Annotated in this window: 20 protein-coding genes; 6 read left to right on the top strand and 14 right to left on the bottom strand. The window is 63.1% G+C overall.

The window, feature by feature from the left end:
* Nucleotides 1-11: 11 nt before the first annotated feature.
* Both alaS and recA read right to left on the bottom strand, forming a co-directional pair.
* On the bottom strand, nt 12-2,678 hold the full coding sequence (alaS, locus tag FJ936_RS18505) for an alanine--tRNA ligase (RefSeq protein WP_140787553.1): 2,667 nt from the start codon (nt 2,676-2,678) through the stop codon (nt 12-14).
* Nucleotides 2,679-2,949: 271 nt separating this feature from the next.
* On the bottom strand, nt 2,950-4,050 hold the full coding sequence (gene recA / locus FJ936_RS18500) for a recombinase RecA (RefSeq protein ID WP_140787554.1): 1,101 nt from the start codon (nt 4,048-4,050) through the stop codon (nt 2,950-2,952).
* A gap of 281 nt (nt 4,051-4,331) precedes the next feature.
* Here recA and FJ936_RS18495 point away from each other — a divergent pair, with 281 nt between their 5' ends.
* A complete protein-coding gene (locus tag FJ936_RS18495) occupies nt 4,332-5,276 on the top strand; it encodes a carbohydrate kinase family protein (RefSeq protein ID WP_141906846.1) in 945 nt (314 codons plus the stop codon).
* A 77-nt stretch (nt 5,277-5,353) separates the two neighbouring features.
* Nucleotides 5,354-6,271, top strand: coding sequence for a pseudouridine-5'-phosphate glycosidase (locus FJ936_RS18490; RefSeq protein ID WP_140787560.1), 918 nt, complete (start codon nt 5,354-5,356; stop codon nt 6,269-6,271).
* A gap of 185 nt (nt 6,272-6,456) precedes the next feature.
* On the opposite strand, the gene FJ936_RS18485 is transcribed toward FJ936_RS18490, so the two are convergent.
* Nucleotides 6,457-6,780 (bottom strand): TfoX/Sxy family protein, encoded by a 324-nt coding sequence (locus tag FJ936_RS18485; RefSeq protein WP_015318162.1) that lies wholly within the window; start codon nt 6,778-6,780, stop codon nt 6,457-6,459.
* A 90-nt stretch (nt 6,781-6,870) separates the two neighbouring features.
* On the opposite strand from FJ936_RS18485, the gene FJ936_RS18480 reads away from it, so the two are divergent.
* The gene (locus FJ936_RS18480; protein ID WP_015318163.1) at nt 6,871-7,368 is read left to right on the top strand and encodes a GFA family protein; all 498 of its coding nucleotides are present in this window, start codon (nt 6,871-6,873) and stop codon (nt 7,366-7,368) included.
* A gap of 33 nt (nt 7,369-7,401) precedes the next feature.
* On the opposite strand, the gene sufA is transcribed toward FJ936_RS18480, so the two are convergent.
* From sufA to FJ936_RS18445, 8 genes are all read right to left on the bottom strand, one after another.
* Nucleotides 7,402-7,782 (bottom strand): Fe-S cluster assembly scaffold SufA, encoded by a 381-nt coding sequence (gene sufA, locus FJ936_RS18475; RefSeq protein WP_140787563.1) that lies wholly within the window; start codon nt 7,780-7,782, stop codon nt 7,402-7,404.
* Between the two features lie 102 nt (nt 7,783-7,884).
* Nucleotides 7,885-8,277, bottom strand: coding sequence for an SUF system Fe-S cluster assembly protein (locus FJ936_RS18470; protein ID WP_140787565.1), 393 nt, complete (start codon nt 8,275-8,277; stop codon nt 7,885-7,887).
* Nucleotides 8,278-8,299: 22 nt separating this feature from the next.
* Nucleotides 8,300-9,544 carry a cysteine desulfurase gene (locus FJ936_RS18465; protein WP_140787567.1) on the bottom strand — a complete coding sequence of 415 codons (1,245 nt, stop codon included), beginning with the start codon at nt 9,542-9,544 and terminating at the stop codon, nt 8,300-8,302.
* Nucleotides 9,545-9,549: 5 nt separating this feature from the next.
* On the bottom strand, nt 9,550-10,818 hold the full coding sequence (gene sufD / locus FJ936_RS18460) for a Fe-S cluster assembly protein SufD (protein WP_140787572.1): 1,269 nt from the start codon (nt 10,816-10,818) through the stop codon (nt 9,550-9,552).
* 40 nt (nt 10,819-10,858) lie between these two features.
* Nucleotides 10,859-11,614 carry a Fe-S cluster assembly ATPase SufC gene (gene sufC / locus FJ936_RS18455; RefSeq protein WP_015318168.1) on the bottom strand — a complete coding sequence of 252 codons (756 nt, stop codon included), beginning with the start codon at nt 11,612-11,614 and terminating at the stop codon, nt 10,859-10,861.
* 31 nt (nt 11,615-11,645) lie between these two features.
* Nucleotides 11,646-13,163, bottom strand: a complete 1,518-nt coding sequence (sufB, locus tag FJ936_RS18450; protein WP_140617008.1) for a Fe-S cluster assembly protein SufB — start codon at nt 13,161-13,163, stop codon at nt 11,646-11,648.
* A gap of 41 nt (nt 13,164-13,204) precedes the next feature.
* Complete coding sequence (locus FJ936_RS30530; protein ID WP_181171053.1) at nt 13,205-13,354, bottom strand: hypothetical protein; 150 nt, start codon at nt 13,352-13,354, stop codon at nt 13,205-13,207.
* Between the two features lie 28 nt (nt 13,355-13,382).
* A complete protein-coding gene (locus FJ936_RS18445) occupies nt 13,383-14,543 on the bottom strand; it encodes a cysteine desulfurase family protein (RefSeq protein ID WP_140787576.1) in 1,161 nt (386 codons plus the stop codon).
* 254 nt (nt 14,544-14,797) lie between these two features.
* Here FJ936_RS18445 and FJ936_RS18440 point away from each other — a divergent pair, with 254 nt between their 5' ends.
* A complete protein-coding gene (locus tag FJ936_RS18440; RefSeq protein ID WP_015318172.1) occupies nt 14,798-15,472 on the top strand; it encodes an alpha/beta hydrolase in 675 nt (224 codons plus the stop codon).
* A 79-nt stretch (nt 15,473-15,551) separates the two neighbouring features.
* Here the strand turns inward: FJ936_RS18440 and FJ936_RS18435 are convergent, their stop codons facing one another.
* Together FJ936_RS18435 and FJ936_RS18430 are read right to left on the bottom strand one after the other, a co-directional pair.
* The gene (locus FJ936_RS18435; RefSeq protein WP_140787578.1) at nt 15,552-16,373 is read right to left on the bottom strand and encodes a phosphatase PAP2 family protein; all 822 of its coding nucleotides are present in this window, start codon (nt 16,371-16,373) and stop codon (nt 15,552-15,554) included.
* A gap of 31 nt (nt 16,374-16,404) precedes the next feature.
* Nucleotides 16,405-18,048: a glycosyltransferase family 39 protein gene (locus FJ936_RS18430; protein ID WP_140787580.1), complete on the bottom strand. Its 1,644-nt coding sequence runs from the start codon at nt 18,046-18,048 to the stop codon at nt 16,405-16,407.
* A gap of 343 nt (nt 18,049-18,391) precedes the next feature.
* Here FJ936_RS18430 and tyrS point away from each other — a divergent pair, with 343 nt between their 5' ends.
* A complete protein-coding gene (gene tyrS, locus FJ936_RS18425) occupies nt 18,392-19,645 on the top strand; it encodes a tyrosine--tRNA ligase (protein ID WP_140787582.1) in 1,254 nt (417 codons plus the stop codon).
* Nucleotides 19,646-19,721: 76 nt separating this feature from the next.
* Here tyrS and FJ936_RS18420 read toward each other — a convergent pair whose 3' ends face one another.
* The gene (locus FJ936_RS18420; RefSeq protein WP_140787584.1) at nt 19,722-23,102 is read right to left on the bottom strand and encodes a DUF3971 domain-containing protein; all 3,381 of its coding nucleotides are present in this window, start codon (nt 23,100-23,102) and stop codon (nt 19,722-19,724) included.
* A 95-nt stretch (nt 23,103-23,197) separates the two neighbouring features.
* Here FJ936_RS18420 and FJ936_RS18415 point away from each other — a divergent pair, with 95 nt between their 5' ends.
* On the top strand, nt 23,198-23,665 hold the full coding sequence (locus tag FJ936_RS18415; protein ID WP_015318177.1) for a peroxiredoxin: 468 nt from the start codon (nt 23,198-23,200) through the stop codon (nt 23,663-23,665).
* Nucleotides 23,666-23,684: the final 19 nt, after the last annotated feature.

Below are 23,684 nucleotides of genomic sequence, written 5' to 3'. Positions count from 1 at the left end.
ACGCATGGTAGCTACGCTGCCTCGAGCGCCGCCCTCACCGCCGCGATCGCATCATCGGCCCTCGACGCATCCGGGCCGCCGGCCTGCGCCATGTCGGGGCGGCCGCCGCCGCCCTGCCCGCCCAATGCGGCGGAGGCCACGCGAACAAGGTCGACAGCGCTGAAACGGCCGACGAGATCATCGGTGACAGCGACCACGACGCTCGCCTTGTTGTCTTCTCCGGCGCCAACGAACACGACGACGCCAGAACCCAACGAAGTCTTGCCGGCATCGGCCAGCGGCTTCAGGTCCTTTGGCGAGACACCTGACACCGCCTTGCCGAGAAAGCCGACGCCAGCGACGATCTCGTTGGCGGCAGGAGCATCAGCAGGCGACCCACCGCCCAGCGCCAGTTTCTTGCGCGCTTCGGCCAGGTCCTTTTCGAGCTTCTTGCGCTCTTCGAGCAGCGCTTCGACGCGCGCTGGCACATCTGCGGGCGAAATCTTAAGCGTTGCCGCCGTGGTCTTCAGGCGTCGGTCCTGCTCATCGAGATGCCTGCGCGCGGCCTCGCCGGTCAACGCCTCGATGCGGCGCACGCCGGCGGCGACAGCACCATCCGAGACGATGCGCACCAGGCCGATATCGCCGGTCGCCTTGACATGCGTGCCGCCGCAGAGCTCGACCGAATAAGGGCGGTTGGCCTTGGCGCCATGCAGGCCCGTGCCCATCGACACGACGCGCACCTCATCGCCGTATTTCTCGCCGAACAGCGCCATCGCGCCCTCGGCAATGGCGTCATCGACCGACATCAGGCGCGTGGTCACCGGGCCGTTCTGCACGACGATCTCGTTGGCCATGCGCTCGACCTCTTCGAGCTCCTGCGCGGAGATCGGCTTGTTGTGCGAGATGTCGAAGCGCAGACGCTCGGGTGCGACCAGCGAACCCTTCTGCGCGACATGGGTGCCCAGCACCTCGCGCAACGCCTCGTGGATCAGGTGCGTCGCCGAGTGGTTGGCGCGCAGCCGGGAGCGCCTGGCATGATCGACCTTAAGTTCGACCGCGGCACCCGGCCTGACCGTGCCGGCGACCACCTTGCCGAGATGCACGAAGAGGCCATCGGCCTTCTTTTGCGTGTCGGAAATCTCGATCGAGAAGCCCTCGCCCGAGATTATGCCGGTGTCACCCATCTGGCCGCCGGACTCGCCGTAGAACGGCGTCTGGTTGACGACCACGGCGACCGCATCGCCCTTGCCGGCGCTGTCGACGGTCTTGCCGTCCTTGACCAGCGCCTCGATGAGGCCTTCCGCCTGCTCGGTTTCGTAGCCGAGGAATTCGGTGGCGCCGGTCTTTTCACGCACGGAGAACCAAACCGTCTCGGTGGCGGCCTCGCCGGACCCGGCCCAGTGCTTGCGCGCCTCCGCCTTCTGCTGCTCCATCGCATTGGTGAAGCCGGCAAGGTCGACCGAGATGCTGCGCTGCCGCAGCGCGTCCTGCGTCAGGTCGAGCGGGAAGCCATAGGTGTCGTAGAGCTTGAATGCCGTTTCGCCATCGAGCATGTCGCCGGCGCCGAGCTTCTCCGTCGCCTCGGACAGCAGCCCGAGGCCGCGCACCAGCGTCTTGCGGAAACGGGTCTCCTCGAGTTTCAGGGTCTCGGCGATCATCGTTTCGCCGCGTGCCAGTTCGGGATAGGCCTGGCCCATCTCGCGCACCAGCGCCGGCACCAGCTTCCACATCAGCGGCTCGTTCGCCCCCAGCAACTGCGCATGGCGCATGGCGCGGCGCATGATGCGGCGCAGCACATAGCCGCGGCCTTCGTTCGACGGCAGCACGCCGTCAGCGACCAGGAAGGAGGACGAGCGCAGATGATCGGCAATGACGCGATAGGACGCAACCGTTTCGGCGTCGGGCGCGCGCCCAAGTGCCGAGGACGCCGCATCGATCAGATGACGGAACAGGTCGGTCTCGAAGACGCTCTCCACCCCTTGCAGGATGGACGCCATGCGCTCCAGGCCCATGCCGGTGTCGATCGACGGGCGCGGCAGGTCGACGCGCTCCTCTTTCGTCACCTGCTCATACTGCATGAACACCAGGTTCCAGAATTCGAGGAAGCGATCGCCGTCTTCCTCGGGACTGCCGGGAGGTCCACCCCAGATGTGCTCGCCACGATCGATGAAGATTTCCGAGCATGGTCCGCAAGGACCGGTGTCGCCCATCGCCCAGAAATTGTCCGAGGTCGGGATGCGGATGATGCGATCGTCGGAGAAACCGGCGATCTTCTTCCAGAAGCCAGCCGCCTCGTCGTCCGTGTGATAGACGGTGACCAGCAGCTTGTCCTTCTTCAGCCCGAACTCCCTGGTGATGAGGTTCCAGGCAAGCTCGATGGCGCGCTCCTTGAAATAGTCACCGAAGGAGAAATTGCCGAGCATCTCGAAAAAGGTCAGGTGGCGCGCGGTATAGCCGACATTGTCGAGATCGTTGTGCTTGCCGCCGGCGCGGACGCTTTTCTGGGCTGTGGTGGCGCGCGAATAGGGCCGCTTCTCCAAACCGGTGAAGACATTCTTGAACTGCACCATGCCGGCATTGGTGAACATCAATGTCGGATCGTTGCGCGGCACGAGCGGGCTCGAGGCCACGACCTCGTGGCCTTCCTTGCGGAAATAGTCGAGAAAGGTCGACCGGATCTCGTTGACGCCACTCATGGATACTGCCTTTTCAAGAGAGCCGCCGGCCGGACCGGCGGGAGATGGCTCTGTATTTTCTAGAAGATGGAGCTGGCCTTTTAGCCGTAGCTCTTGACCCTGTCCAGAAACACGGAATTGGGCCAATTCGCGCTTTGCACCGGCACTTGCGGGGCCGCCCAAACGAAAACCGCCGGCGCGAAGGCCGGCGGTCTGGAACGCGGTACTACAGAACTCTGTTACTTAAGCATTGACTAATAGTCTGGATTTATGGCCAAATTCTGACCGTTGCCTACATCGCGCCGGCTTCGTCCTCAAAACCGTCTTCGCCATTGCCCTCGGAGCCACCATTTTCGAGGAACTTTTCGGCGATCAATCCGGCATTCTGCCTGAGCGCCAGCTCGATCTCGCGCGCGGTATCGGGATTGTCGCGCAGGAACAGTTTCGCATTCTCGCGGCCCTGGCCGAGACGCTGCGAATTATAGGAGAACCAGGCGCCCGATTTCTCGACCACGCCGGCCTTGACGCCGAGGTCGACCAGTTCGCCGGTCTTGGAGACGCCCTCGCCATACATGATGTCGAACTCGACCACCTTGAAGGGCGGCGCCAACTTGTTCTTGACCACCTTGACGCGGGTTTGGTTGCCGACGACCTCGTCACGATCCTTGACCGAGCCGATACGGCGGATGTCGAGGCGAACCGAAGCGTAGAATTTCAGCGCGTTGCCGCCGGTCGTGGTTTCGGGCGAACCGAACATGACGCCGATCTTCATGCGGATCTGGTTGATGAAGATGACCATGGTGTTGGAGCGCGAGATCGACGCGGTCAGCTTGCGCAGCGCCTGGCTCATCAGGCGGGCCTGCAGACCCGGCAGCGAATCGCCCATCTCGCCCTCGATCTCGGCACGCGGCGTCAGCGCCGCCACCGAATCGACCACCAGCACGTCGATGGCGCCGGAACGCACCAGCGTGTCGCAAATCTCCAGCGCCTGCTCGCCGGTGTCGGGCTGCGAGATCAGCAGGTTCTCAAGATCGACGCCGAGCTTGCGGGCGTAGACCGGATCGAGCGCGTGCTCGGCATCGACGAAGGCGCAGATGCCGCCCTTCTTCTGGGCTTCAGCCACGGTGTGCAGGGCCAGGGTCGTCTTGCCGGAGCTTTCCGGCCCGTAAATCTCGATGATACGGCCGCGCGGCAAGCCACCGACGCCGAGCGCGATGTCGAGGCCGAGCGAGCCGGTCGGCACCGTTTCGATCTCGACGACCTGCTCGTTGGCGCCGAGCCGCATGATCGAGCCCTTGCCGAAAGCCCGCTCGATTTGCGACAGCGCCGCATCCAGAGCCTTTGATTTGTCCACTGCCTTATCCTCTACCAGCCGCAAAGAATTCTGAGCCATGATACATCACCCCTTGGTCGTCAATGAAGGCCGGACAATCCGTGATCCCTGCCATTTTGTACCTTTTTTGTTCTCATTTCGCAAGGGGTGACAACCAACTGAAAAACAAAGGATATCGCGGTTTGTTCTTTTTTTGTCTCGCAAACCCTGGCACGAACGGGCTCCGCATTGGGCCAGACGGCTCGATCGTATCGCTCGACCGAATCGCCGACCAGCATGCGAAGCTCTGTCGCGCACTCTAGCGCTTGTGCGGCCGCAACAACAAAGGTCATATCGCCACCATGGTGGAATCTCCGAAGATCCTGGCCGTGGGCGGCGCCCATATCGACCGGCGTGGCCAGGTGTACGGTCCCTACGTGCCGGCAGCCTCCAATCCCGGCACGATGCGCGAGGATATCGGCGGCGGCGTCTTCAATGCGTTGCGCAGCATGGTGCGGCGCGGCGTGTCGGCCTCCCTGGTGTCGATGCGGGGCGGCGATGCGTCGGCCGATACGGTTTCACGGGCCATCGCCGAGGCAGGCATCGCCGATCTTTCGGCGGTGTTCCTCGACCGTACCACGCCGAGCTACACGGCATTGATCGATCGCGAGGGCGAATTGATCGTCGGCTTTGCCGACATGGCACTGTACGACCTGGCTTTTCCCAAGCAGATCAGGCGTTCCAAGATACGCCAGGAGGTGGCCGCCGCCGATGCCATCCTGTGCGACGCCAATTTGCCGTCGGCCGCCCTGGAGCGGCTGCTGTCGCTCGCCGCCGACAAACCGGTTTTCGCCATCGCGATTTCGCCGGCGAAGGTAACGCGGCTGATACCGGTTCTCGGCGGGCTGGCCCAGCTCTTCATGAACCGGCGAGAGGCCGTCGTGCTGGCCGGTGTCAATGCAGCGGCCGCCGAGCGGGAAATGGTCGACGGGTTGCGGTGCAGCGGCCTTGCCAGCGGCGTGGTCACGGCCGGCAGCGGCCCTGTGCTGGGTTTCGATGAGACAGGCGCCTTTTCGATCCTGCCGCCTGCCCCCAGAAAAGTCGCCGATGTCACCGGCGCCGGCGACGCGCTGGCAGGTGCGACGGTCGCAGCACTGCTGCGGGGCCAGCCGCTGCGCCACGCCGTGCGCGAGGGCGTCGCCGCGGCAACGCTGGCCATCGAAAGCGCCGACGCGGTGCCCGAATTCACCGCGGCGAGCTTCGCGGAAGCGCTGGCCCTTGTGCCGGATGCCAGGGAAGTGGCATGAGACCCGGCAAGTTCATAACGCGCGGTGAAGCTACGCTTTCCTGATGGATGCGCCGCACTCCGGATTGGAGATCAGAGATGACGCCAGACACCGCCCGCCCCTTCATCGATATCCACGCACCGGTGGCGCAGGCCCTGGCCGCCGGGCGCCCGGTGGTGGCGCTCGAAAGCACCATCATCACCCATGGCATGCCCTATCCCGACAATGGCGCCATGGCGGCCAACGTCGAAAAGATCATCGCTGACGGCGGCGCCGTGCCGGCAACCATCGCGGTGGTGAACGGCCGCATCAAGATCGGGCTTTCGGACGGCGAACGCGAATCGCTGGCGATGACCGGTGACGCCATGAAGCTGTCGCGCGCCGATCTCGGCTTCGCCGTCGCGCAGGGCCGCACCGGTGGCACCACGGTCGCCGCCACCATGATCGCGGCTGACATGGTCGGGATAAAAGTGTTCGCCACCGGCGGCATTGGCGGCGTGCACAAGGGGGCGGAAAAGAGCTTCGACATCTCGGCCGACCTCGATGAATTGGCGCGTACACCGGTGATCGTCGTCTCGGCCGGCGCCAAGGCGATCCTCGATATCGAAAAGACGCTGGAAGTGCTGGAGACGCGCGGCGTGCCCGTGGTCGGCCATGGCTGCGAGACGATGCCGGCCTTCTGGTCGCGGCAGTCACCGTTCCGGGCGCCATTGACCTTGCACGGACCGGAAGATATCGCGCATTTCTACCGGACACGCCTGGCTCTGGGCTTGGGCGGCGGCATGCTGATTGCCAATCCCGTGCCGGAATCCCACGAAATCCCCGCTGAAGAAATGGCGGGCTATATCGAAGCCGCCCAAAAGGCGGCCGAAGCCCTCAACGTCACCGGCAAGGCCGTGACGCCGTTCCTGCTGGGAAAAATCCTCGAACTCACCGGCGGCCGCAGCCTGAAGACCAACATCGCGCTGGTCGAGAACAATGCAAGGCTGGCGGCTGAGATCGCCAAGGCGCTGTAGGGACTGCCAAGAAAGTCCCCCTCACCCGGATTACCAAGACCGAATTGCAAAGAGCAATTCGGGGCAATCCGACCTCTCCCCGAGGGGAGAGGAACTTGCGGCCTCAACGCAAACCTCTTCTCCCCGCCGGGGAAAAGGCGGCCGCGAAGCGGCCGGATGAGGGGTGGCCTCGCGCTGGCGGGACCCTACTTCCCCGCCCGCCGCCCAGCTTCGTAGGCGCGTCGCGCCCACACCGTCATTTCGTCGGGATCGTCGAAAGCGCTGTCGGGAATGCTCCAATAGGGCATGGCGACAAGCTTGCCGTGGCGAGAGCCGGTGTAGGTCCATTGCCGGCAGCCCGCGGCTTCGAACTCCGATGCGCTCTGCGCGTCGGCTTTCAGCAGCAATTCGCCGCGCAGCACGATGGCGACGATGACGCCATCGAAATAGATGCCTTTGCCGCCGAATAGCTTTCGGATGCTGACCGGACCGAGGCCCTCGAACAGTTCCGCGATGCGCTCATTGTCCATGCCGCGATCATGTCACCGGCATTTGGCCTTGTCATCGCCGCAACCAAAATCATGCTGACAGGTTGTGGCTATCCTGTCGGAGTTTTTGCCATGCCTGTGCTGCTCAAGGGGTCCTGTCGCTGCAACGCCGTGCGTTTCGAGGTGGAAAGCCACACGCCTGTGCCGTTCATGCTGTGCTACTGCTCGATCTGCCGCAAGCAGCAGGGCGGCGGCGGTTTCGCCATCAATCTCGGCGCCGCCTACGAGACGCTGAACATCAGGGGCAAGAGCAATCTCGGCGTCTATCGCGCCGAGATCGAGGATGACGAGCATCCCCACTGCGAGATCTCGACCGGGGAGCGCAATTTTTGCCGCAAATGCGGGTCGGCGCTCTGGCTCTACGACCCAACCTGGCCGGAGCTGGTGCATCCCTTCGCCTCGGCGATCGACAGCGACCTGCCGAAACCACCCGAAAAAGTGCATCTGATGCTGAAATACAAGGCGAACTGGGTCGAGCCTGAGATCGGCAAAGGCGACAAGACGTTCGACGTCTATCCCGAGGAATCGATCGCGGACTGGCACAAGCGGACGGGTATGTGGGTGGAGTAGCTTTCTTCGCCCCGTCTACGGGGCGAAGAAAGATCAGGCTGAAGCGCGTGCCTCGGCCAGCGCCTTGAGATCGGCCGGCTTCAGTTCGACCGATTCGCCACAGCCGCAGGCCGAACTCTGGTTCGGGTTGTGGAAGGTGAAACCGGTGCGCAGCGTCGTCTGCTCGAAATCCATCTCGGTGCCGAACAGAAACAGGGCGGCTTCCGGCGCGACATAGACATGGGCGCCGTCGCGCTCGATATGGTCGTCCTTGGTGTTGGGCTCGGTCACCAGATCGACCGTGTATTCCATGCCGGCGCAGCCGCCCTTCTTGATGCCAAGGCGGATGCCATGCGCGTTTTCGCGCGTGGCGACGATCTCGCGCACCCGCTCGGCGGCCTTATCGGTCATCGTGATGACGGCAAAGCGTCCCATGTTTTTTCCTTCTCCATTCCATGCAGGTTAAAGGCCTGCCGAATGATTCCTCACCTAAAATGGTGAAGTTTTACCACTGGCGCAAGTGTGCCAGGTGCGGCGCTAGTACCAGCCCACCGCCACCTGCGCCTCTTCGGACATGCGGTCGGGCGTCCAGGGCGGATCGAAAGTCATGTTGACCTCGACGCCGGAGACGCCCTCGACGGCACCGACGGCATTTTCCACCCAGCCGGGCATTTCGCCGGCCACCGGGCAGCCAGGCGCGGTCAGCGTCATGTCGATCTTGACCGAGCGGTCGTCCTCGACGTCGATCTTGTAGACGAGGCCAAGCTCGTAGATATCGGCCGGGATTTCCGGGTCGTAGACCGTCTTCAGCGCCGAGACGATGTCGTCGGTCAGCCGCGCCAGTTCATCGGCGGGAATGGCCGAGGCGGAAACGACGCCGTTACCGGAGTTTTCCGGCGTAGCTTCGGTGGTGGTGCTCACATCATCCATGGTCGTCACCCGAAAAAAATCGTCATCCGAAGAATTTGCGCGCTTTTTCAAGCGCCTCGGCCAAAGCGTCGACTTCCGCCCTGGTATTATACATGCCGAACGATGCCCTGCATGTGGAGGTTACGCCGAAACGTTTCAACAGCGGCTGGGCGCAATGGGTGCCGGCACGGACCGCCACGCCTTGCCTGTCTATCACCATCGACACGTCATGGGCATGAATGCCTTGCAGCTCGAAGGAGATGATGGCGCCCTTGCCGGGCGCATCGCCGAAGATGCGCAGCGAGTTGATGGCGCGCAGGCGCTCGTGGGCGTAGGTCTTCAAGTCTTCCTCATGCGCGGCGATGCGCTCACGACCGACAGCGTCCATATAGTCGAGCGCGGCGCCCAGTCCGATCGCCTGGACGATCGGCGGCGTGCCGGCCTCGAAGCGATGCGGCGGCTCGTTGTAGGTGACGATGTCTTCCGTCACCTCCTCGATCATCTCGCCGCCGCCCATGAAAGGCCGCATGCCGGCGAGACTATCCTTCTTGCCGTAGAGGACACCGATGCCCGAGGGGCCATAGACCTTGTGGCCGGTGAAGACGAAGAAATCGCAGTCGAGATCCTGCACGTCGATCGGCATGTGCACCGCGCTCTGGCTGCCGTCGACGAGCACGGGAATTCCACGCGCATGCGCGATGCGCACGATCTCCTTGATCGGTGTCACCGTGCCCAGCGCGTTCGACATTTGCGTGATAGCCACGAGTTTAGTGCGATCGGTCAGCCGCTTTTCGAATTCCTCGATATGGAAGACGCCGAGATCGTCGACCGGCACCCAGACCAGCTTGGCGCCCTGCCGCTCGCGGATGAAGTGCCAGGGCACGATGTTGGAGTGGTGCTCCATGATCGACAGCACGATCTCGTCGCCCTCGCCGATATTGGGCATGCCATAGCCATAGGCGACGGTGTTGATCGCCGAGGTGGTGTTGGAGGTGAAGACGATGTTGTCGGTGCTTGGCGCATTGAGAAAGCGGCGCACCGTTTCCCGCGCCTTTTCGTAAGCGTCGGTTGCGGCATTGGAAAGGAAATGCAGGCCGCGATGGACGTTGGCGTATTCCTGGGAATAGGCGTGCTGGATCGTGTCCAACACCACCCGCGGCTTCTGCGCCGAGGCGCCATTGTCGAGATAGACCAGCTTCTTGCCGTAGACTTCGCGCGACAGGATCGGGAAGTCGCGGCGGATGGCCTCGACGTCGTAGAAATCTCCAATCTTGCCCGGTGCGTTCATCAGCTTCACCCGTGCGTCACAAACCACTCGTCGAGCTTCGCTTCCAGCGCCTCGACAATCGTCTCGTCGTCCAGTTCCTCGATCACCTCGGCGACGAAGGCTTTGACCAGCAGACCGCGTGCGCTCTTTTCGTCGACGCCGCGCGCCATCAGGTAGAACAGATGGTCGTGGTCGATCTCGGTCACCGTCGCGCCGTGGCCGCAGACGACGTCATCGGCGAAGATTTCGAGCTCCGGCTTGGTCGAGAACTCGCCATCGTCGGACAGCAACAGCGTGTTGCAGGCCATCTTGGCGTTGGTCTTCTGCGCATATTGATGGACGTTGATGCGGCCCTGGAAGACGCCACGTGCCTTGCCCGTCACCACGTTGCGGACGATCTCCGTCGAGGTCGTGTGCGGCACGGCGTGGTCGAGCACCATGGTCACGTCGGTGTGGGTGTCGCCGGCGAGCAGGTTGATGCCGCGCAATTGGAAGTCGGCGCCCTCACCTGTCGTCCTGACCATAATCTCCTGGCGCACAAGCTTGCCGCCGGCGTTCATGACGAACAGCGTCAGTTTCGCGTTCTTGCCGATATGGGCCTTTAACTGTGCCAGATGCGTCGCCGTCTCCGGCTGCTCCTGCACGATCAGCCACGTTACCTCAGCACCTTCGCCGAGCACGAGTTGGCTGACCGAACTGGTCAGCGCCGCGCCCTCGCCCGCCTGACGCTCGACGATGACGGCCTTGGCGCCGGCGCCGACGCGAACGGCCAAGCGCACATGGGTCTGGCCGCCGGCCTGTAAATTCTGCAACTCGATCGGTTTTTCCAGTTCGGCGCCATCGGCGATGTCGACAAAGTAGCCGTCGGCGACGAAAGCCGTGTTCAGCGCACCGATGGCATCGTCATTGCCATAGGGATCGAGGCCCGGCGCGATGCTGCCGTCAATCAGCTTTTCCGACAGGCGCTGGACGCTGACGCCCTCGACAACTGGCGCCTTGGCACTCGATACGCCGTTCAACAAGCTTAGAACCGTCGAACCGTCGACGATTGGCGCAATGGCTTTCGCCGTGGCGGCCGGGTCGAACTCCGGCACCGCGTTCAAAAGGCGGCGCAGGTCGGTATAATGCCAGGATTCGATGCGTCGCGTCGGCAAGCCGTGCTTGATCGCTTCGATGGCATCGTCGCGCTTCAGCATCACCGCGCCGTCCCCCGGCAACAGCGACAGCCGGTCGCCGAACGCGTCGATCAACGCTGTCTCGGCCGGTGTGCGCTGCGGTTGTGTGTGCATATTCATCAGCTTTGTCCCGTCTTTTGGCACAAAATGACCTGGCATCTCACGCGGCTTCGCCGATCACGCCGGCATAGCCATTGGCTTCAAGGTCGAGCGCCAGCGACTTGTCGCCCGACTTGATGACCTGGCCCTTGTAGAGCACGTGCACGCTGTCGGGCACGATGTGCTCGAGCAGGCGCTGGTAGTGGGTGATGACCAGGAACGCCCGGTCCGGCGCGCGCAGCGCGTTGACGCCATCGGAGACGATCTTCAGCGCATCGATGTCGAGGCCGGAATCGGTCTCGTCGAGCACGCAGAGTTTCGGCTCCAGCAGCTTCATCTGCAGGATCTCGGCACGCTTCTTCTCGCCGCCGGAGAAGCCGACATTGAGCGGCCGCTTCAGCATCGCCATGTCCATGCTGAGCGAGGCGGCGGCTTCCTTCACGCGCTTGAGGAATTCCGGGATTTTCAGCGGCTCTTCACCACGCGCCTTGCGCTGCTCGTTCATGGCCACCTTGAGAAATTCCATGGTCGCGACGCCCGGTATCTCCATCGGATACTGGAAAGCGAGGAAAATTCCTGACGTAGCGCGCTCGGCCGGATCCATTTCGAGGATCGACTGGCCGTTGTAGAGGATGTCGCCCTCGGTCACCTCATAGTCCTCGCGGCCGGCAAGGATGTAGGACAGGGTCGACTTGCCCGAGCCGTTCGGGCCCATGATCGCGGCGACCTCGCCGGCTTTCACCGTCAGGTTCAGGCCGCGGATGATCTCGGTGCCGTCATCGACGATGCGAGCATGCAGGTTCTTGATCTCAAGCATTCTTTGTTTCCTGAATATTTATCTGGGCTGGTCAGCCCACCGAGCCTTCCAACGAGATGCCGATCAGCTTCTGCGCCTCGACAGCGAACTCCATCGGCAGTTGCTGGATGACGTCCTTGACGAAGCCGTTGACGATCAGCGCGATGGCTTCCTCCTCGGGGATGCCGCGCTGCATGACGTAGAATTTCTGGTCCTCGGAAATCTTCGACGTCGTCGCCTCATGCTCGAACTGCGCCGTCGAGTTCTTGGCTTCCATGTAGGGCACGGTGTGGGCGCCGCACTGGTCGCCGATCAGCAGGCTGTCGCAGTTGGTGAAATTGCGGGCATTGGTCGCCTTGCGGTGCGCTGAGACCTGACCGCGATAGGTGTTCTGCGAGAAGCCGGCGGCGATGCCCTTGGAGATGATGCGGCTCGACGTGTTCTTGCCGAGATGGATCATCTTGGTGCCGCTATCGACCTGCTGGTAGCCGTTCGACACCGCGATCGAATAGAATTCGCCCGAGGAATCGTCGCCGCGAAGGATGCAGCTTGGATACTTCCAGGTGATTGCCGAGCCGGTCTCGACCTGGGTCCACGAAATCTTCGAACGGTCGCCACGGCAGTCGCCGCGCTTGGTCACGAAATTGTAGATGCCGCCCTTGCCCTCGGCGTCGCCGGGGTACCAGTTCTGTACCGTCGAATATTTGATCTCGGCATCGTCGAGCGCGACCAGTTCGACCACCGCCGCATGAAGCTGGTTCTCGTCGCGTTGCGGCGCCGTACAGCCCTCGAGATAGGAGACGTAGGCCCCCTCCTCGGCGATGATCAGCGTGCGCTCGAACTGTCCGGTGTTCTTCTCGTTCATGCGGAAATAGGTCGACAGCTCCATCGGGCAGCGCACCCCCTTCGGCACGAAGACGAAGGACCCGTCCGTGAATACGGCCGAATTCAGTGTGGCGTAGTAATTGTCGGAGGTCGGCACGACAGAGCCGAGATATTTCTGCACCAGTTCGGGATGCTCGCGGATGGCTTCGGAGATCGAGCAGAAGATGACCCCGGCCTGCGCCAGTTCCTTTTTGAAGGTGGTGACGACGGACACGGAATCGAACACGGCGTCGACGGCGACGCGGCCCGACTTGTAGACGTTGTCGCTGGCTTCCTCGAACTCCGAGGCGTCGGTCTTCTGGACGCCTGCGAGGATCTCCTGCTCCTTCAACGGAATGCCGAGTTTCTCGTAGACTTTCAAGATCTCAGGATCGACGTCGCTGAGCGAAGTCGGTCCGGGCGTGCTCTTGGGCGCCGCGTAATAGTAGATGTCCTGGAAGTCGATCTTGGGGTAGTTGACGCGCGCCCAGGTCGGCTCTTCCAGCGTCAGCCAGCGCCGATAGGCTTCGAGGCGCCATTCCAGCATCCAGGACGGTTCGTCCTTCTTGGCCGAGATGAAACGGATAATGTCTTCGCTCAGGCCCTTGGGAGCCTTGTCGACGGCGATCTCGGTCTGGAATCCGTATTTGTATTGGTCGACGTCGATCTTTCGGACCCGATCGATCGTGTCCTGCACAGCAGGCATAAGCGTTCTCCATCCACGCCGGGGTCAAGGCCCGACAGTTTTCAAACTATGGCACCGCCAAATGGACGCCCGAGCAGCATCCGCGGCAGCGTAAGTTCAATATAGTGCGCCTCCACCGGAAATTCACCCGGCCAGCATGAAACGCACGGCTCTACCAGGCCGAAAGGCCCAAATCCGTTTTTCTCAAGCATCGGATTCTCCGGTCCGATGCTCCAACCGCTAGGCGGCCTTCTCTCTACTCGCCCGACGCGCGGCAATGCTTGCCAGCGCGGTGCGGAACAGTTCGATGTCCTCGGCGGCGGTCGCGGCACCGACCGAGACGCGCAGGGCGCCAAGGCTGTCGCCGTGCCCCATGGCTTTCAGCACATGGCTCGGCCCGACCTTGCCCGACGAGCAGGCGGATCCGGCGGAAAGCGCCACGCCTGCCAGATCGAAGGCGATCTGGGCGGTTTCGGCTTTCACGCCGGGAATAGCGAAGAATGTCGTGTTGGCAAGCCTTGGCGCGCCCGTTCCGAAGATTTCCACGTCCGGCACCAGCGTCTTCAGGATGGCTTCGGTCTCATCGCGACGCTGCCGCACGGCACCGACGGCCTTCAGTCCGGCCAGGGCTTCTCGTGCAGCGGCGCCAAACCCGGCAATGCCAGGCAGGTTCTCGGTGCCGCCACGGTGGCCTTTTTCCTGGCCGCCGCCATTGATCAGCGGCGTCGGCATCATCAGGTCGGCCGCGGCGACGATGGCGCCGGCGCCCTTGGGGCCGCCGATCTTGTGTGAGGACACAATCGCATAGTCGGCGTATCCAGCCGCCATGTCGATCGAAACCCGGCCAGCGGCCTGCACGGCATCGACGACAAGAATGCCGCCCGCCGCCTTGACGATTTCGGCAATGCGACCAATCGGCTGGATGACGCCGGTTTCGTTGTTGGCGGCATGGATCGCCACCAGCGGCAGACCATCGGCCTTGTCGTGGCCGGCGAGCGGCGCGGTCAAGGCGTCGAGGTTGACGATGCCATCGGCGTCGACACCGATCCGCGTTACCTGGCTTGCCGGGAAACGTCCGCCATTCAGCAGGCACGGATGGTCGGCCTCGCACACGTAGAGCCGGCTCATGCGAATGGCGCCGCGCCCCATCCGCCAGTCCGGCGTCAGAAGCGCCGAGGCGGCCTCGGTCGCACCCGAAGTGAAGACGACATGTTCGGCCTTGCCGTTGACCAGTGCCGCCACGTCGCGCCTGGCATTGTCGACGAGCCTACGCGCGGCGCGCCCCTCGGCATGGACCGAAGAAGGGTTGGCCGCATCAAACGCCGCGACCATGGCCTCGCGCGCCGCTGAAAGCAGCGGCGCACTGGCATTATAGTCGAGATAGGCGCGTCTCGCGGCCATTTTTGTCCAGTTCTTCCCGTCAGAAGCCATTCCGCCGACGTATGGCGTTATTTCCTTGAAATTCCAAGGCAAGCCGTCCTATTTACGCGGCTTGCGGCGAGGGCGACCGGGCGATTGCGTTTCGGCCACCCAGTTTTGAACAATTCTAAACTAGCTTCTATGAAGACGCTCGCCCTGCGTCAAGGTCTGTGGAAGCGCGGCCAGAGGAACAGTTTTCCGGGCACCGCGCACTTGTATGTCACGTGGAGTATTTCATGCCTGAGGTCATTTTCACCGGTCCGGCCGGCCGCCTGGAGGGACGCTACCAGCCCTCGCGGGAAAAGAGCGCGCCGATTGCCATCGTGTTGCATCCGCACCCGCAGTTCGGCGGCACGATGAACAACAAGATCGTCTACGACCTCTTCTACATGTTCCAGAAGCGTGATTTCACCACGCTGCGCTTCAATTTTCGCGGCATCGGCCGCAGCCAGGGCGAGTTCGACCATGGCACCGGCGAGTTGTCGGACGCGGCGGCGGCACTCGACTGGGTGCAGTCGCTGCATCCGGATTCCAAGAGCTGCTGGGTCGCCGGCTATTCCTTCGGTTCGTGGATCGGCATGCAGCTGCTGATGCGCCGGCCCGAGATCGAGGGCTTCATCTCGATCGCACCGCAGCCCAACACCTATGATTTTTCCTTCCTGGCGCCCTGCCCGTCTTCGGGCCTGATCATTCATGGCGACGCCGACAAGGTGGCGCCGCCGAAGGATGTGCAGGGCCTGGTCGACAAGCTGCATACGCAGAAGGGCATCACCATCACGCAGAAGACCCTGCCCGGCGCCAACCACTTTTTCGCCAACGACGCCGATCTCTTGATCGAGGAATGCTCCGATTATCTCGATCGACGGCTGGCGGGAGAATTGTCCGATCCGAGGCCGAAGCGGCTGCGTTAAGACATCTGGCCAGGCGTGTTCGTGGGGCTATGAGCGGGCAATGTCCGCCTCGCCATATGCTGCGGTACGGTCCGGCAGCTTATTTTTCCGGGGCGATAAGCCGGAAGGATGATTTGCGGACCGGCAATCCTGAAGCTGCCGGCCGGAAGATGAAACCGAGCCTGGCAAAGACCAGTCCGCACGCCAGCGCGAAGGCACAGCCAAGGCCGAAGCCGGCGACGGTGTCGCTTGGATAGTGCGCGCCGACGAAGACCCTGGTCGAGGCGATGCAGCCCGTCACCACAAGGGCGATATACCAACGCCGCGGAAACAAAAGCAGCAGGATACCGAAGACGGCGCCCATCGTCGTGGCGTGGCCGGACGGAAAGCCGGCAAAGCGCGCATCGAAGGCAAAGGGGTGCAGTGCAAGGACGCCAAAATCCTGGAAGTAGAGCGGGCGCGCCCTGCCAATGGCGTATTTCAAGACATTGACGGTCAGGCCCGACAGGCCAACGGCGCTCAGCACCAGAAAAGCCAGACAAGTCCAACTGTAGACCAGCATCAGCGCGCGCCGCGAAAGGCTTCGCCAATCTGTCAGATTGGCCGCGACAAGCAGAAGCGCGGACGGGATGAGATACCAGCCGCCCAGTCCGAACTGCGTGAAGAATTCGGCAAGCCTGGCAGCACCCGCCGACCATTGGCCATGAGCTACCCCCGCCGGCGTATCGAGACGAACAAAGGCGGCTGCCGTCAGAAAGACCCAGACCAGTCCCCAAGCCCACCATGAGATGTTGGGATAGCGAGCGGGCCGAACGGCGAGGCGCCGCCTTGCGATCCGCAGGGTGTCGCGAAAATTGCCGAGGGACCGGCGTCCTATCCCGAGGGGGGAGCTGGTAACTGGCGGGCGTGATTTCACGAGCATTGGAAACTGGACTCTGTCATCGACCCAGCCGTCATTGGGCCACACGATAAAGGCCAAGCGACAGTTTGTCTCCCGACGAATAGTTGAGGCCATCGATTTCAGCGACGCGGCTCACCGATTTGCCTCGGGCCGACAGCATGCCATTCAGCTTCTGCTCATCCCCGATCGGGGCCAGCCCCAAGGCACAGGCAGGATCGGCGAGCAGGTGCTCCGCCACGCCTCCGACATCGGTCAGCACCGTTTTCGTGCCGACCAGAAACACCAGGCTCGGCTCCTGATACCGCGCCGAGGCCAGCACCGTTGTGTCGCATGCCTGGTTGGCAAGCACGGCTTGCCTGATCGCCGGGCTCAGCCACATCGGCTTCAGCGACGGCGCGATGACCCCGAACAGCAAGGCATAGGTGATGCCCGCGCAGGCGGCGGTGGCTCCAATGCGAGGCAGCGGCACCTGCAACTGCCTGGAGAATGCGAGATAACCGGCGCCCAGCGCTGACGCTGCCGCAGGAATGCTCCACCACGAGAAACTGTGCGTAAGGTAGATCGGCGCCCCGATACAGACCGCCGCCAGCCCGAGGCTTACCACCACCAGGCCGAACGCGGTCGACCACCACAACCACTGCTGCCAGCGCTTGAGCGGCGCATTGGCGTCCTGCGGCGACAACGTCAGCAGCCAGCCGATCAGCAGCGCCATGCCGGGATAGGCCGGCAGGACGTAATGCGGCAGTTTGGTCGGGATGAGTTCGAACACCAGCCAGAACGGAATGTACCATGCCAGGCAAAAGCGCAGCCTGAAATCGTCGCGCACACGATTGAGGGCCTGCAGGCCGGCGCCGACCGCGATCAGGCCGAACGGCCACATGAACAGCGAATAGGTCAGCATGTAGAAGCCGGGCGGCAGGCCGTGCGATTCCTCTCCGGATGCGACCTTGTTCAGCATATCCTTGCCGACGGCTTCCTGAAAAAAGGCGCCGCCGCTCTTCCAGCCGATAAAAGCGACCCAGGGCAGCACGATGAGCAAAACGAGCGCGACGCCGCGCACGAGCTTCAGCTTCAAAAGCCAGCGCCAGTCGCGTTCGAAAGCAAACAGCGCGGCCGCCGTCAGCAGTGACAGAAGCGGGGCCACGGGTCCCTTGATGAGGATCCCGACGCCTTGCGCGAACCAGAATATCCACGGCAGATGGCCGGCCACCGGCTCGTTGCGGCGCGACGCCAGGTAGACTTGCGCCAGCGCGCCCTGCGCGGCCACGCAGCAGGCCAGAAGCATGGCGTCGGTTTTGGCGTCGCGTCCCTCGAACGCGGTTGCGAAGATCGCCGCCATCATCAGGCCGGCGGCAAGGCCGGCATTGGCGCCGAACAATTTTGTGCCCGTCCAGCCGATGCCCAGGACAGCGAGCGCGATTCCGAGCATCGAGACAAGGCGGTACACCCAGATCGGTGCGGCCGCGCCCTCGCCGCTCAATGCGACGGCAGCCGATTGCAGCCAGTAGATGCCGATCGGCTTCTTGTAGCGCGAGACATCCTGGAAGCGGATGTCGATATAGTCGCCGGTTTCGACCATCTGCTTGGTCGCCTGGACAAAGCGGGACTCGTCGCGGTCGATCGGCGGAAGGCTCGCCAAGCCGCTGAAACTCATGACCAAGCTGAACAGAAAGAGGAAGAGGTAGTTTCTGTTCATCGCGGGAGCTTTCCGGATCTGATCTGCGGGACGACCCCGTCGCGGCGTGCGGGCGCTGCCCTTGCGCGGCGCCTCATTACGCCAGCGGCATGGATGAGGCAAGGATTCGCAAATGCCATCCGCGCCGGCCGCAAAACCGGAATCCACTTTTGCTGATCGTAGACTCCTCTTTGGCGCGCGATCAGGCGCAAAACCGGATTCCACTTTTGCTGATCGCGGACTCCTTGTTGGCGCGCGATCCGACGCAAAACCGGATTCCACTTTTGCTGATCGCGCTTGGGTGCTAAACGCGCGCGTTCACATATGCCCGCGCTGGACGGGCACACGCTTTCGGGAAAAAACCATGCCTGCCTTCAAATCCGATTTCCTGCGCACGATGAGCGAGCGCGGTTTCATCCACCAGACCTCGGATGATGCCGGTCTCGATCAACTCTTCGCCAAGGAGACGGTGACGGCCTATATCGGCTTCGACGCCACCGCCAGGAGCCTGCATGCCGGCTCGCTGATCCAGATCATGATGCTGCACTGGCTGCAGCAGACCGGCCATCGGCCGATCGCGCTGATGGGCGGCGGCACCTCGATGATCGGCGACCCCTCCTTCAAGGACGAGGCGCGCAAGCTGCTCACGCCGCAAGACATCGACGGCAATCTTGCCGGCATCCGCCGCAACTTCATGCCCTACCTCAAATTCGGCAGTGGTCCGAACGACGCGGTCATGGTCAACAATGCCGACTGGCTGATGGAGATCAACTACGTCAATTTCCTGCGTGATGTCGGCCGGCACTTTTCCGTCAACCGCATGCTTGCGTTCGATTCCGTCAAGTTGCGGCTCGATCGCGAGCAATCGCTTTCGTTCCTCGAATTCAACTACATGATCCTGCAGGCCTATGATTTCGTCGAACTCTACAAGCGCCTCGGCTGCCGCCTGCAGATGGGCGGCTCCGACCAATGGGGCAACATCATCAACGGCATCGATCTCGGCCGCCGTATGGAAGATGCGCAACTCTATGCGCTGACCACGCCGCTGCTCACCACCTCGTCCGGCGCCAAGATGGGCAAGTCGGCGTCGGGTGCGGTCTGGCTCGATCCGCAGATGCTGAGCCCTTACGAGTTCTGGCAGTACTGGCGCAACACCGAGGATGCCGACGTTGCCCGGTTCCTGAAACTCTACACCACATTGCCGCTGGACGAGGTCGCACGGCTCGAGCGGCTGGGCGGCTCCGAGATCAACGAGGCAAAGAAGATCCTCGCGACCGAGATTACCGCCCATCTGCATGGCCGCGCGGCCGCCGAACAGGCCAGCGAGACGGCGCGAAAGACTTTCGAGGAAGGCGCTCTCGCCGACACTTTGCCGGCCGTCGAGGCGGACAAGGCCGCGCTCGAAGCCGGTGTCGGCATCCTGTCGCTGTTGGTCAGCGCCGGGCTGGCATCATCCAATGGCGAGGCACGGCGGCACATCCAGGGCGGCGCCGTGCGCCTGAACGACCAGCCGGTCGGCGACGACCGCCGGCTGGTGACGCTTCAGGATCTGAGTCCGGAAAACGTTATAAAGCTTTCATTGGGCAGGAAAAAACACATCCTGGTCAGGCCGGCCTAAGGCCCTTGGAGCCGTTTCCCGGAAACGGCTCCAACTATTTGTCTTGAGGCAATTCCGGGCGGAAAACCGTTTCGCTCTAGCGATACTCGAAGATCGACCTGAATATCCCCGGAGCGATCACCGACAGCGGATTGACGTCGAGCACGGGCTTGTTGGCATTGCCCCTGAGGCGGTAGGTGACGCCGATCAGGCCGCGGTCGCGGCCATTGCCCAGAAGCGCGCCGACGATGGGCAATTCGCCAAAGATGCGGTTGAGACCGTAGGCAGGCATGAAGGTGCCGGTCATATCCATATTGTTGTTCTGGTCGTAGAGGATGCCCTGGAAGGTCGTGCCGATGCGCGGGCCGCGCAGCACGCCATTGGTCAGCCGCAGATAACCGCTGCCCTTGTCGATTTCGGCATAGCCGCGCTCGAACTTCACCCGCGACGTGTCGAGCTTGCCCTTCACCGCCTGGTTGAGGCTGCGGCTGTCGCCGGCCGGCGTGGTCGAGACGATGGAGGCGAGCTTGGGTTCGTTGACGATGAAGAAGTTGCTGGTGTCGACCTTGCCCTTCATCGGCCCGTCGTTGGCCCCGGTCAGCGCCAGCGTGATCGATCCGCCTTCCATGTGCTCATAGATGTTGAGGAACCGCAGGATGGCGCCGGCGTCCGCCGACTGCACATTGAGCGAACGCCTGCCGTCGCCGGTGGTGTTGCTGATGGCGATGGCGGCACCCGAACTTGCCGTCGCGCTGACCTTCAGTCCGTTCACTCGCGAACCGGCCGCACTGTAGTCGAGCTTCAGGTTGGAGAGCTGCTCGTCGTGGAAACCGGTGAGCTGATTGACGTCCGCACTGACTAAAATATTGTCTGTTCCTGTCGTTTTGGTCGCGGTGTCCACATCGGACGTGAACTGCTTGATCAACGAACGAGCATCAAGCGCATTGCCATTGATGCCGACCGCATAGCCCTTGCCCGATCGCTTCACCGACACGGAAACATCATCGCCCCGGTTCAGGGTGACCCTGCTGAACTTGGCCGACGACAGCGCGCCGTTGACCAGCACGATGCCGCCATCGATGGAGAATGTCTTGCCACCGAGGTCGAAGTCGGACAGCGTCGTGGTGTCGCCGGCCTTGGTCATGACGAAGGTGGCGCTGGCGGGAACCCCCGCCCCCTTGCTCCAGCCGGCCCAGGGAATGTCCAGCCTGGCATTGGTCAGGTCGACCGAAACGTTCTGGTTGCCGCTGCCGCTCTTGTCGATCGCGACCTTCACCGTTCCACCAAGCAGCGGCGTCAGGCCGGGCATGGCGGCGGCGCGGATCTTGTCGTCGAGCACAAGGGCGACTTTGCGGCTGCGCGCCGGCCCGTCATCCACCAACGGCTCGACGAGATCGAGTTCGGCCGGAATGCCGTTCAGCGATGCCTTGGCCGAAATGACAGCCTTTTGCGGGTCGACCGTGATCGAGCCGTCCGCGTCCGTCACGGCCTGCCCCTCGAACGGCTTGGCCAGGGACAGGCCGGTGTAGTCGAGCGACACCAGCCAATCGAGCTTCGCCGTATCGACGCCCGACTGCAGCGGAATATCCGCCTTGACGTGGCCGGTGACGCTGCCGGAAAGATCCTCAGGCAGGATGCCGACATGGCGCATGGCGTTGATCGGTTCGTAGGAGGCAAGCTCGGCGACGGCCGGCGCCTCCCCCTCGACATCGATGTCGAGTGCGCCGATGACCGGCGGACGGTTGGCGGCCTTGACCGTCAGCGTGCCATTGCTGGCCGCCACCGTGCGGCCACTCGGCATGAAGACGGTGCCCGACGACAAGGATACGTCGACGTCGTTGCCGTGGAATCCGACCACGCCCACCGCGTCGCGGATCGGTGGGATGCGGCCGGCAGTGTCGAAACGCGCGCCTTCGATCTGGAAACGGCCGAAGACCTCGTCGGCGGAAAGCGGCACGCCATTGCCGAGGCGATCCGGCACCACCTGGAACTGGAGGCTGGCGTCGACCACGCGGCCGCCGAACAGATTGTTCAGCACCCAGAGCCGCGCATTGCGCGCCGAAAACCACGGCCACAGCTGTTTGACGTGCGAGACCGGCATGTCATGGATGTTGAGCGCCAGATTGACCCCGGGAGCCTTGCCCTCGACGAATTCCACAGCCGCGGTCCCAAGCACCTCGCTGCTCCCGGCGGACCGAACCGCGATCTGCTCGGCCACCAGTTTATGGCTTTGCGGCTGGTAGACGCCGGCGATGCGCGCCAGGAACATCAGCGCGGGCTCAGGCGATTCCGATGGCGCCAGGGTCGAACCGTCGCTGGTCAGATCGTAACGGTAGGAGGGTTCCTCACCAGCCACCCCGGTTGCTGGTTTTGGCCCGATCGAGCCGCCGAAATCGAATGAAGACCTGCCGGTTTTCAAGAGCAGCCTGTCGACCTGGATCTTGTTGGAGCCATAGACAAGCGTCGCATTGACATCGGCATCCGCCGGCAGCAGCCCGCGTGTGCCAAGATCCAGCACGGACCCGGTGGACGAAAGGGCGGCGGTCAAGCGTGATGCGGTGGCACCTGACCCTTCCGATCCTGTCAACTTCAGCGCGACGGCACCAAGCTTGCCGGAGCCGGCAGCGGTGGCGCCGGCATCCGCCAGATTGATGCTGGCATCCAACGCCGTCACCCGATGCGCCGCGATGTTACGGGTGGCGGAAGCTACAACGGTGACTGTCCTGCCGTCGACGTCCGCGTCGGAGGTGAACTCCATGCCGCCCGGCCCCGACTGAACCACGGTGGCGTCGGCGATCTTGACCAGCTTGATCGATCCAGCGTCGGGCAACACGAACTCGACATTGCTGAGATCGATCCGGCGCATCGAATCTTCCCGCACGGCGTCGAGCGCACGATGGATGTAGCCGAACACCGCGTCCGACAGCTTCTCCGGATCGACGAGGCCGTTCTCGTTGCGCAGTGCCGCCGTCCAGTCGCCGCCGGACGGCATCGCCGCCATGACGATGCGGGCATCGGAGATCCTGGCGCTGGTCAGCCGCACCTCGCCCCACAAAAGCGGCACCAGGCGGATGCCGAAGCGCACACGCCCGGCATCGGCCATGGGTTTGCCGTCCGATGTCTTCAGGCTGACATCGCTCACCTGCAGCGCCACGAAGCTCGAACTGTCGAGCGTGATGCGGGCGGGCCCGACAGCGACATTGACGTCGACGCCCGCCAGCCTCTCGATGGCGCTCTCCGCCTCGACGCGCAGCCGGTCAGAACCAATGCCGGAAAGGCCGATGAGATAGACCGCCGTCGCGGCCAGCAGCATGAACGCGACCACGCCGGCAAACACGCGCGAAAGGATGCGAAAGCCGCGGCCGATCGCCGCCTGGCCAAGAGGCGGGACGCGGCACGCGGACGGCAGGGCGCCCAGGTCGGTGATTTCGTCCCGCCTGAACCGGATCTTCTCGTGCTGCGGTTGCTCCTGATCCACGCAATCTTCCGTTGTACAAACTCGCTCGTGGACGAATCCCCGGTCGACACTATATCGGTGTGGCTTCGCGCGTAACCTCAAACAAGGGCATCGATATGGCTGACCTCGAAGTAGGCGATCCCGCGCCGCAATTCGATCTGCCGCGGGACGGCGGCGGATCGCTCAGCCTGGCCGCATCCGCCGGCAAGCCAGTCGTGCTCTATTTCTATCCTCAGGATGACACGACAAGCTGCACGCAAGAGGCGATCAGCTTCTCGCGGCTGAAGCCGGAATTCGAGAAGGCCGGCGCTGTCGTCATCGGCCTGTCGCCAGACAGCGCCAAGAAACACGACAAGTTCAAATCGAAATACGATCTAACCATCGATCTTGCCGCCGACGAGGAGCGCAAGGTGATCGAGGCCTACCGCCTGTGGGTCGAGAAATCGATGTATGGCCGCAAATACATGGGCGTCGAGCGCGCGACATTCTTGATCGGCCGTGACGGACGGATCGCCAAGATCTGGCGCAAGGTCCGGGTCAAGGGCCATGCCGAGGCCGTTCTGGAAGCCGTTCGCGCGCTTTGAGCGTCGCCAAAGCACACGA

This window comes from Mesorhizobium sp. B2-4-13 (assembly GCF_006658535.1).
GTDB classification, from domain to species: Bacteria; Pseudomonadota; Alphaproteobacteria; order Rhizobiales; family Rhizobiaceae; genus Mesorhizobium; species Mesorhizobium australicum.
The sequence above is the reverse complement of the archived record's forward strand: the minus strand, read 5'-3'. Positions and strand labels throughout refer to the sequence as shown.